The 11,066-nt window shown below is 38.6% G+C and carries 6 protein-coding genes and 1 pseudogene; 5 read left to right on the plus strand and 2 right to left on the minus strand.

The genetic code is table 11. From position 1 onward, the window contains the following. Entirely contained in the window at positions 1 to 2,190 is a 2,190-nt protein-coding gene (locus Q4533_RS14005; protein WP_303502957.1) for a DEAD/DEAH box helicase family protein, read from the minus strand. Between the two features lie 4 nt (positions 2,191 to 2,194). After that, positions 2,195 to 4,642: an EcoAI/FtnUII family type I restriction enzme subunit R gene (hsdR, locus tag Q4533_RS14010; RefSeq protein ID WP_303502958.1), complete on the minus strand. Its 2,448-nt coding sequence runs from the start codon at positions 4,640 to 4,642 to the stop codon at positions 2,195 to 2,197. A gap of 882 nt (positions 4,643 to 5,524) precedes the next feature. On the opposite strand from hsdR, the gene Q4533_RS14015 reads away from it, so the two are divergent. The 5 genes and pseudogenes from Q4533_RS14015 to Q4533_RS14035 form a co-directional block, all read left to right on the plus strand. Beyond that, complete coding sequence (locus Q4533_RS14015) at positions 5,525 to 6,160, plus strand: Tn7 transposase TnsA N-terminal domain-containing protein (RefSeq protein WP_303502959.1); 636 nt, start codon at positions 5,525 to 5,527, stop codon at positions 6,158 to 6,160. Continuing rightward, entirely contained in the window at positions 6,138 to 8,081 is a 1,944-nt protein-coding gene (locus tag Q4533_RS14020; protein WP_303502960.1) for a transposase, read from the plus strand. The genes Q4533_RS14015 and Q4533_RS14020 overlap by 23 nt, the downstream gene beginning before the upstream one ends. Before the next feature lie 8 nt (positions 8,082 to 8,089). Continuing rightward, a complete protein-coding gene (locus Q4533_RS14025) occupies positions 8,090 to 8,998 on the plus strand; it encodes a TniB family NTP-binding protein (protein ID WP_303502961.1) in 909 nt (302 codons plus the stop codon). Then, the gene (locus Q4533_RS14030; protein ID WP_303502962.1) at positions 8,998 to 10,569 is read left to right on the plus strand and encodes a TniQ family protein; all 1,572 of its coding nucleotides are present in this window, start codon (positions 8,998 to 9,000) and stop codon (positions 10,567 to 10,569) included. The genes Q4533_RS14025 and Q4533_RS14030 overlap by 1 nt, the downstream gene beginning before the upstream one ends. A gap of 219 nt (positions 10,570 to 10,788) precedes the next feature. After that, positions 10,789 to 10,926: pseudogene (locus Q4533_RS14035) on the plus strand (IS481 family transposase); the annotation flags it as partial. Between the last annotated feature and the right edge of the window lie 140 nt (positions 10,927 to 11,066).

Genomic DNA, 11,066 nt, shown 5'->3' on the forward strand with positions numbered 1-11,066 from the left:
TTAAACCACTTCCTTTAGCTTCTTTAAAAATACTGACATTGAGCGATATTTCTGCTTGATTCTCTCTTGGTCATTTTCAGATATTTGTTTTAAATCTGCTCGGATCACTACTTTGCCTTGGTACTTTTGTAATAAATCACACTGAACTTGAGTACTGGTTGTTTCATCTGCATCCGTTTGAATTACCACATGTTGCTCATCCTGTTGAAGATCAGCGTCAGACACTAGATGTTTGATCTCGCGCTCGGTAAATTCAAACAATTGGTGATGCATAAAGTGGTAGGTTATCGCACGATAGCTAGGAACTATTTTCTGTTGCATGGCGAATTCTGAAATAAAACTTTTAATCCGTTCTACAGATGCATTTACATTAACCTCTTGATCAAATGCCGCCAGTAAAAAGCTATGGTAAGAACCAAAATGAGTCGCTATTTGATCCAAGCTCACATCCGGTAAGTACTGTTTTAATTCCTTAATTGATGGAATTAAACCATGTTGCTCAAAATATCCTCGGAGCTGATCAATAAGTAACTCGCGGCTATTTAGCTGCATTTTCATGTGTTCAAGTAGAGTGAGTACTTTGGCAGCTTCTTCATTATATTTGACTTCTAAAGTAGTATCATGAAGCACTGTTTTACTTGGTCTAGGTTCGTCGTCGTCAACAAGACTGGCTTCATCTAGTGGCTCACGTTCTACCGCTTGAGCCAATTCTTTAACTTCATTTAATCGCTCTAATGAGCCGACAAAATCAAGTACATGTACGTAGTCTTTATTCGGGGTTTTTCGTAGACCACGGCCTAACTGCTGTAACCAAATCGTTCGTGAGCCTGTATACCTCATAAAAATAAGTAGGTTGGTCTCAGGAATATCAATCCCTTCATTGAATAAATCGCAAACTAAAATGTACTTAAAATTACCCTCTCGGAAATTACGGATGTTTTCACGTCGTTCTTGATCGGCCATTTTAGAGTGAACTAACGTAACCGTGCCAATCTCAAAAAATCCTAAAAGGTGACGCATGTGCTGAATATTTCGACAAAAAATTATGCCTTTTACATTCTCGATTTCTTTCTCAACAACCGTTTTCTCAATGATTTTGACGACTTCTTCATCTTTTTTGTGTAAGAAAAGCTGTTTATCTAGATCCGACACAGACAAACCACTTTCTAGCTGATCAATTTTGTCTTGATCAAGATCGTCAAGAAGGACTAAGTATTTAGGAAATGCCAATTTACGGTGTTTTAGAGCCCAAATTAGATCGTATTTGCCAATATGTCCATCGGAACCACCAAAAAAGCTTAAAACATCTTTGTTATCAGCCCGATAAGGAGTCGCAGTTAACCCCACCAATAATTTTGGTGTAAACCGTGTAACTACTTCTCCATAAGTCCTAGCTGGCGTGTGGTGCGCTTCATCAACAATGACAAAATCAAAAGTCTCGGCACTCAGTGCATCAATTTGGCCGTAGAGAGTATCAAATGAAGCAAATACAAGATCTGTATCTTCTGGTTTGGAGCCCGAAAAACATGCTGAAAAACTGTAATTACCAACACCTAATACATTCTTAAATGACGTAACCGATTGCAATAGAATTTCCACTTGGTGCGCAAGAAAAAGTATTCTCGGGCGTTTTTCTGAGCTCTGGATTAAACGCTTGAGCAAATGGGCAACAGTATAGGTTTTACCTAAGCCGGTAGCCATTTCGATTAACAGCTTAGTCTTTCCTGCTTCGAAGTTTTCCACTGCAATTTCGATTACATCTTGTTGGTACTTTCGAGGTTTGATCTCACGACCAATTTCCGAGTGTTTTTTGACCCATAGATTTTGCAATTCATCGCGATCTATTAATTCTACACCTAAACGTAAAGCACGTGTTCTAACTTCAGAAGTAAAATATGAGTTAGTTACTAAAATTTTATTAGTAACATTGGCAAGCTTTGCGCCAGTAATTAACTGATTTAGCGCTTTCACATCAACAGTGGTGTTAATGTTTCGTTGTTTTACTTCAATAGCAAACTTTCTTTTTCCCTTATAGGCAAAAATATCAACACCGCCATCACCATGGCGATACTCTTTACCCACCTGAGTAACTTCAGCATCATTCCAGCCTGACGCCAAGAACAAATCACGAATAAACAGCTCAAAATCACCAGGGCTAAGGTGATCAATATCTTTAAAATCAACTACCATATTGCTATCCACTGACCTTATAGAGCTCATGCTCTAGCTCAACAATCGCTTGCTCATATTGCGGTTTACCACCAAAGCCTTTTTTTACTATTTCGCTTAGGCTGCCAATTTGGTTAAACGGCTGCACTTTGAGCACTTGCATGGATTCGATTTCTTGCACACCAACATCGGCGTACTTTACCAGAAGATTGTTTAATACGGCTTGCGCTGTATCAGAGTATTTAGTGAAGTAGTTACGTTTTTTGACATTGTTGGCCCGTTCTTTACGGGTTAATGGCGGTTGGTCATACACCACGTGGCAAATCATATCGAATGGGTCCATGTCTTTACCCACTTCTTCCTCTAGTGCTTGCCAGATAATGCCTTCGTTAGCGAGTTCATCAATGATGACTTGTTTACGGTCAGATTCATTCCAACGTTTTACAAACTCATCCAGAGAACCAAATTGTTTCGCCATGGTTTTACGGGTGTAATCTTTAAAGGATTCGGTGACTAATTTGCCATCGCTGTCGTAATACTGCACTCGCTCAGCAACTTTGCTAACGGTAACGCCAGATACGCGGTACTTATTAATCTTTTGGGGTTCATCATCATTCCACTCACCGTCAAAGCTGCCGTCACCTTGAGGTTCGTTTACTGTGTCATCTTGATTGTTATCCGTGTTATTAGCATCTGTTGCTATCTCACCGTCAGCATTTGCCTCTCCCGCATCCATTGCAGAGTCGAGATCAATGTCTTCATTTTCAATATCTGTAGGGGTGACTTTAATGACTTTTTCAGGTGTGCCATCAAAGCGTTCATCGGCAAATAACTCTGTGGCCTTTTTAAAATCTAAAATGGTAAACCATAACTTGCCGTACCTATCGTCAATACGGGTTCCACGACCAATGATTTGTTTAAACTTGGTCATGGATTGAATGTTTTGATCTAATACCACTAGCTTACAGGTTTTGGCATCGACCCCTGTAGTCATTAATTCCGACGTGGTGGCGATAACTGGGTACGGGCGTTTTGGGTTAATGAAGTTGTCGAGCTGACCTTTACCGAGTTCGTCGTCGCCGGTTATCTTCATGACGTATTTGTCATTTTTTGCCATTTGCTCTGGATTAAGATTGGCAATAGCACGGCGCATGCGATCAGCGTGGTCGATATCGTTACAAAACACGATAGTTTTGGCCATCGGATCGGTGCGCTTTAAGTAGTTGGTAATGGTTTCGGCAACCAATTGGGTGCGTTCATCTATCACCATGGTGCGGTCGAAGTCTTTTTGATTATAAATTCTGTCTTCGATCACTTCGCCGTTGTTATCAATTTGACCTTTTGTTGGGCGCCAACCCTGTAAATCGACATCGATATCGACTCGCACCACTTTGTATGGTGCTAAGAATCCATCTTCAATACCTTCTTTAAGTGAATAGGTATAAATCGGATCGCCAAAGTAGTCAGAGTTTGATACTTCATCGGTTTCTTTTGGCGTAGCAGTTAACCCCACTTGAGCTGCACTTTTGAAATATTCTAAAATTTCGCGCCAGGCGCTGTCTTCTGAAGCGCTACCACGGTGGCACTCGTCAATAATGATTAGGTCGAAAAAGTCTGGGTCGACTTGTTTAAAGGCTTTTTGGCTTTCTTCTGGGCCAGTTAATGCTTGATACAGCGCTAAATGGATTTCGTAAGCGGGATCAACTGTACGTCCAGTAATTTTAGTCATTGATGGACCAAAAGGCTGAAAGTCATTAATACGCGTTTGATCAACCAATATGTTACGGTCGGCTAAAAACAAGATGCGTTTTTTCGCGCGTGATTTCCACAAGCGCCAAATGATTTGAAATGCGGTATAGGTTTTTCCGGTGCCAGTCGCCATAACCAGTAGCACGCGATCTTTACCCGATGAGATGGCTTCTACGGTTTTATTGATGGCTTGCAGTTGATAATAGCGCGGGTGTTTACCGCTACCATCATCATAATAAGCTTGATTGATTATCGGGAGTTGCGATTCGGTATAGCCTTTGAAGGCACAGTATTTAGCCCAAAGCTCTTGTGGTGTTGGAAAGTCTTCTAAGCGAATTTCAGATTCAAGATTATGCGCATCAGGCGTGCCTAGCTTGGTCTTATCGTGAAATATAAACCCATCGCCATTCGAGGCGAAGATAAATGGCACATCAAGTAAATGGGCGTAATCGAGGGCTTGTTGCATCCCCTTACCGACTTCATGCTTATTGGCTTTAGCTTCAATAACCGCCAGCGGCATACTGGGTTTGTGATACAGCACAATATCTGCAGACTTAACCGTTTTACGTACACCTAATTGGCCACGCACAATGACTTTTCCGTCACGCAATTTCACTTCTTGGCGAATTTGCGTCATATCATCCCAACCAGCCTTGGTAATGGCAGGCATGATGAACTTGGTGATGATATCCGTTTCAGTTAGCTTTGCTTTATTAATGCTCATTGCCAATCCAGATCCTTCTTAGAAGATAACAAACCGTGACAAATTTTATCCCGTATGGATTGTGCCATAAAGTAGCAATAAAAATATAGCGTTAGGCAAAGGTAATAATCCGTTTAAACCATATTAGAGTCAAATGGTTAATATAAATACCATCCATAGTAAATTTGTCACTAAAACCAATAAAATCCTACAAATCGTTAATTCGTCCATGCAAGCAATCAAATGTCATGACAAATGCATAAACAAAAAATCAAATCTGATTTTCATCGTACTTAATACACTGTCCCATCGTCTTACAAGTGCTTTTGTTGCAAACGTGATAGTTCAAATTAGATGAAGATATATTTCAAACTGCGCTCAGCAAAACACGATTATCTCACATGAAACATTAAAGTAAGTCTGCTTTTTCGTCATAGCTCCTCTCAAAAAAATCTTTTATGAATAAAAATGCACAAAATTTGACTTATTTCTCAAGGCCGTTATTTGTGGTTTGAAATATTTGTTTCTTATGGTTAAACAAAGTTATCAAATAAAATTCACTAATTTAAAATTTAATTCTAATAACACTTTGCTTTACCGCCGAAGTTAACTGATTGGCGTGTTTGAAAACATGTTTTTGCGCAATAGTCAGAGTTTGCAAAGGGCTGATTTAAATGGTCAAATTTTACATTTGTGATTTTATTTATTTATTTAAAATACTAGATAATTTATTTTTTAAAATAAACAAGCAATAAAAATAAACGTGAAAAAATATTAGAAAAGAAACAAAATAAAACATCTTGTATAAATATTCAAAATGCTATTTTTAGGTTGTGAAAAAAAATATTTACAGGCGTAATTTAACTCAGTAAGGTGACTAAAAATTCACACTGAGAGTTAAGTATGAAGCAACGTAAATTAAATAGGTATAGTAAAGTTCTATCGAGGATCCATTTTCATTCTAAGAAGAATGATTCGATTCGATATTGCGATAGTGAATTAGAAGCAGAACGTCTTCTAATGCTTGAATTCGACAAAAACGTTGTCGCATATAACACTCAGCCACATTCATTTAGTTATACAGTAAATAAAAAGGTGTATCGATATACCCCAGATATCATTATATCTCATAAGCAAAAAGGCATTTATTTTGAAGAAGTGAAACCATTATCTAAACTTGAGAATGATAAAAACAGGAATAAATTCAACCTACTCAAAATGTTATTTTGGGATGGCCTGGGTATGGTTTTAGAGACTGTGACCGATGAAGATATTCACCATGTATACACTATTGCAAACTATAAGAAACTTTATGGTTTTTATGGTCTTAAACCAACAGTCAAGTGTCAAGAAAGTTTAGCTGAGTTACCAAAGATCCTCAGTTATTCGGAGCTCGTTGAATTCGCAACAAAAAACAATTGGCATCTCTGTGATGCGATTATTTTGATTGCTAACCAATTTTACACTTTTGAATTATCACTTCTTCTCAACCCCAATACAAAGTTGATTAAACAAAATGACTCGACAACAAATATTTAAAACTAACATGGTCATTACTCGCTCAAATCGTGAGTACAAAATAACAATGATGAATGATGATTTAGTTACACTACAAGTATTAAAAAGTGATAATTATCAGATTGTCCCTGTTGATCAGTTATTGGCAGAATATCAATTAGGCACATTGACTTTGCCTGTGTTTAATTCAAATGTCGATCATGCGTGGTTAACTCAAAAACAATGTGACCAAATTAAACGCTATGACACGTATTTAAATTATCTAGATAAGCAACTCTTTCACGCTGCTAAAGATTCATTAAAATTGACAATCGCAACCTGTGGTGAAGTCCTTAATGAGCCACTGAATTATCGGCCATCCGCTTCAACTTTGCAGCGCTGGTACAAAAAATGGCGTGTGAATAATAGAAATTCGATATATCTGCTGAAATCAAACAAGCATGATCCAAGTTTACATCAAAGCAATCGCATTCCAACACAGATGCGACAATTAGTTAATGATATTATTGATAGTGAATATCTCACGTTAAATGGTCCAAATATTGCTCAGTGTTATAAAATTTTGACCTATCGTCATCATCAAATGGATCTTGATTGTAAAATGATGTCTAAATCTACATTTTATCGTGAAATCAATAAACTAGATAAAAATATTGTAGTAAAGAAACGCGAAGGTGTTATCGCTGCTAACAAGAATAGACGAAATGCTAAACAGAAATACCAAGCTAATGGTCTATTTGAACGCTGTGAAATGGATGCTGTGCATGTGAATATTTATCTTGTTAATGAGCACGGTGAGATCATCGGCAAACCGATCATTTTTCTTATAATCGATGTATATAGTCGGTGCATTCTCGGCATGCACATCAGTATTCAAGGTGCAGAAACAACCTATGCGGCAGTCAGTGTATTACGACATGCAATATTACCTAAAGCTGCTGAAAATTATACTTATTTAACTAACAAATGGGGATGTCATGGGACGCCAATAAATTTATACGTTGACAGCGGTACTTCATTTATTAACGATTCAATGAACTCATTATTAGCACAACTGAAAATAACACGAATTGCAGGTCCTTCGCGTCAACCTTGGAAACGTCCATTTATTGAGCGATTCAATAGTACACTACGCAATAAACTGAAAGGCATCCCGGGTTATTTAGGCAAAAAATCCGATGGAAAGACATTTGATAAAGCCGGAAAACATTATGCTACGCTTACCTTGTCTGAATTCGAAAAAATTGTCTGTATTCTTATTAATGATGAATATCATCAAGAACCGCACGGGGGCTTAAATAATCAATCACCAAGTGAGGTATGGGCCAAAAATATTGCTTTTTGCCCCGCCATTGTGCCGCCAAATGTTTCCATATTTGACATGTATCTACGTCATCAAGCGCTGGGGAAAATTCAACAAACAAAAGGGGTCCAGTATAAAAAGCAGTTTTTCAATTCAGATGAATTACGACAATTGTACTGTTCATTACAAATCAAGAATCTTCATAAAGATAAAGTCATTTTCTACGTCGACGAATTAGATGCAAGCGACATTGTTGTCATCAACCCCCTCAATAACAGTCCACTTTTTGTTCAAAACACATGTGTAAGTTCACATATGAAAACTTTTGAGCAATTAAAAGCCACTGAAAGCGTATCCAGACCAAATATAGCAAATGCTAAAATTAAAGAGATCAGCAAAGCTGCACAGTTGCGTAAAAAACAGGCGAGTAAAGACAAGGTATTAACTAAAAATATAATCAACAATGAAACCATCTCACTAGATCAGGCTCTAGATCCATCCATCATCGAAAAGATGTTTACAAAACGTCAAACCGCTGCTTTCAGTGAATTAACGTCATCGACTGAAGAAAATAATAACAATAAAGAAGTTCAACAAAAAAGACCTCCCAAAATAATAACATATAAAACAAGAGATTAGGAGAATATATGCAAGATTTAAATCTACAGCGCAAACCAGAAACCATCGCATTTTTGAAACAAGCGGTTCTACATCATGAATGTATCCAGATCGTATCAGCTTTAGAGCGATGTATAAAAACATATGGTCTCAATGAGAAAGGGCTAATGATCGCCGGCGAAACTGGACTCGGTAAAAGTACTTGTGTTCGCATTTTTAAAGACAAGTTTAATCCTCCCATTAGTGAAACGCATACTTTTCAGCCTGTTGTTGTCGTTGTCACCCCAGTTAATGCTACTGTTAAAAGTTTATCATCCGCATTGCTAAAACAGCTGGGCTGTCCAAAACCCGACCGAGGTAGTGCTGATAGCATGTTTTTACGTATCACGACATTAGTCGAAGAGCTAGAAACAAAAATCATTATTTTTGATGAAATACAGCATCTTTCAGAACGAAATGCACAAAAGAAAACGTTACCAGTGATTAATTTCATCAAAAACTTAATGACAGAAACGCACTGTCCGATTGTATTAGTCGGCATGCCTGATGCGACCGAATTATTGAAAGAACCGCAGCTTAACCGCCGTTTTGCTAAATCCATAAGATTACGCCCATTTAGAATGAAAGGCGAAATGATCACGGAAGATTATACAGATGAAGATCTTTACCTTTCTTTTCTTCATACAATCAGCACAATTATGCCAATCAAAACTATTAATTTGCAAGACATCAATGTTGCGCGTCGACTACTCGCAGCAAGCCAGGGCAAAATAGCTATTTTAATTAACATTTTCGAAACGCTTATTGAAAACAACAATGTGGGGCAAGTTGCAAACCTAGAAGACTTTTCAATTGCATTTCGTCAGATAGCGGATCATGACATTAAGCATTGCCCGTTTTTAATCAGCACGAAAAAAGTGGAGTTATTGTACTTTTAATGGTCACGTCACAATTACCCATTCGATTGCGCCCATATGTTGATGAGTCCCTCCCCTCCTATTTGTGTCGATTAGCAACAAGCAATGGGTGGGGAAATTTACCAGAATTTTTAGTGGTAATGGGGATAAAGCAGACCAAAGTTGACCCGTTTTTTAATTTGGGTCAACTGGCGCAATTGGTTAATATTCAGGAGATGGATTTGCAGCATTATCTTGAGCAAATTCCCAAGTCTATGCCTGGGCGGATGTTTTATCAACATTCACCTCGGCTGTGTCCTATCTGTATTCAATCAACACCGTATATTCGTCATTCAGAGCATTATCAAATAGATGTGTTTTGTGACAAACATCATTGTAGACGGATTGACCGCTGCCCAACATGTGAACTCCCGCTGCAGTGGCAAAGATATTTATTCACAGGCTGTGCTAACTGTAATATGACATGGGCAGAACTGTCTGTGTCTAACGATATTGACATGGATTATCAACACTGGATAAGAATGGGTGAACATGAGACGAAAATGGAATTGTTGTATGAGGCGATCATGCGATTGATCTATCCAACAGATCTTGATCCTCTGGCGCTGAGCCATGCGTTTGAGCTCAATAGTCACATTATTATAGATGCATTTTACCTACTGCAGGGCCGCTACGATGAGATTTGGCGTGCCCGATGTCGGGAGGATCGTCACTATCTTAGTTTATTTGGTGAGCACCATGTATATAAGCCAATGACTAGCATTAGCAATCTGCTAGGTTTACCCGCCTGTTCAAATACTGCGATAACAACATGGCCGAGTTACGCCCAGCAACATCGAGTGGATAAATATCCGCAGATCAATGTCCCGTTGGTGTTTCGAGCGAGCTCATTTTACATTCGTCAGTTAGTAGGGCTAACCCCTACTCAATTAGATATTCTTGAGCAGAGTGGTCACTTTAATAGTCTTTATCACATTTCAAACCGTCGGCATCGAACTTATGATATGCGACAAATTTTTCGCTGGTTTAGGACGAGAATGTGCTCCGATACATGTGACTATTATCCGCCAATCAGCTTTAAAAAGCTGATGATGATGCATGGGATTGAATTTGGTCTGCTGTTTGAAGGCATGCACCAAGGCAAATTCAGATTCACATTGTGTCCAGAGAAGGATGCAATGATCCTGAAAGTCGCTGTTGAAGATGTTAAACCGTTTGTGCTGGACAATGAAGTATTTGACCCACTGGAAGACAAATCGCAAAAATGGGTTGCTAGGCGATTAAAAATCCAATTAATTGGTGTTAAAAGCTTACTGCGACCAGGTTTATTGGCCTGTACACGAAACCAAGCAATCACGCGCTCATCATTGCATTCATTCCTATTAAGTTATTCGAGTTTACAGCGTTGGTGTTATTTAAACCGATACAAGTTATCTGGGGTGAAAAGCGTGATGAAAAGCGCCCAAATTGTGCCGGTGTTCACCTCGCCGCTTTGTATATTGTTGACTCATGTACAACTAGCCGAGCTCACCAAAATTTTGGAAAGTCGAGAGGATCTTCGAGTCAAAAACAATCCGAAATGGGTACTTTGACTCCATATCTGCGTCAACCGGAACCGACACACTACGCCATCCTTTGGCCACTGAAACTGTAACAAAGTTTCAGCGGCTAAAGGGCGGTTAACGACGAGTTAATTGCTCAAAACAGCCTGTTCACCTTCCAAATGACTTCAATGGTTCATTTACAACAGCAACCAAGGCTATTTACCATAATCACGAATTGTACGCTTATGACTAATATCGAAGTAGCATAAAGATCTAGACGCATGGATAAATTACTACAACAATGATCGAACTCATCAAGGCAAAATGTGCTGTGGTCGAACACCACTTGAAACATTATTGGATGGTAAACAGATTTGGGCGGATAAACATCTACCTCAAATCTAAGCTGACAGACACCATATAAAATGGCTAACTGTCAGATCAAGTCTGAGCTACTACATCAGCACACTACTACATCAGCACACTACTACATCAGCACACTACTACATCAGCACACTACTACATCAGCACACTACTACATCAGC

The sequence above is a fragment of the Shewanella sp. 6_MG-2023 genome, assembly GCF_030547195.1.
In the GTDB taxonomy this organism is placed as follows: Bacteria; Pseudomonadota; Gammaproteobacteria; order Enterobacterales; family Shewanellaceae; genus Shewanella.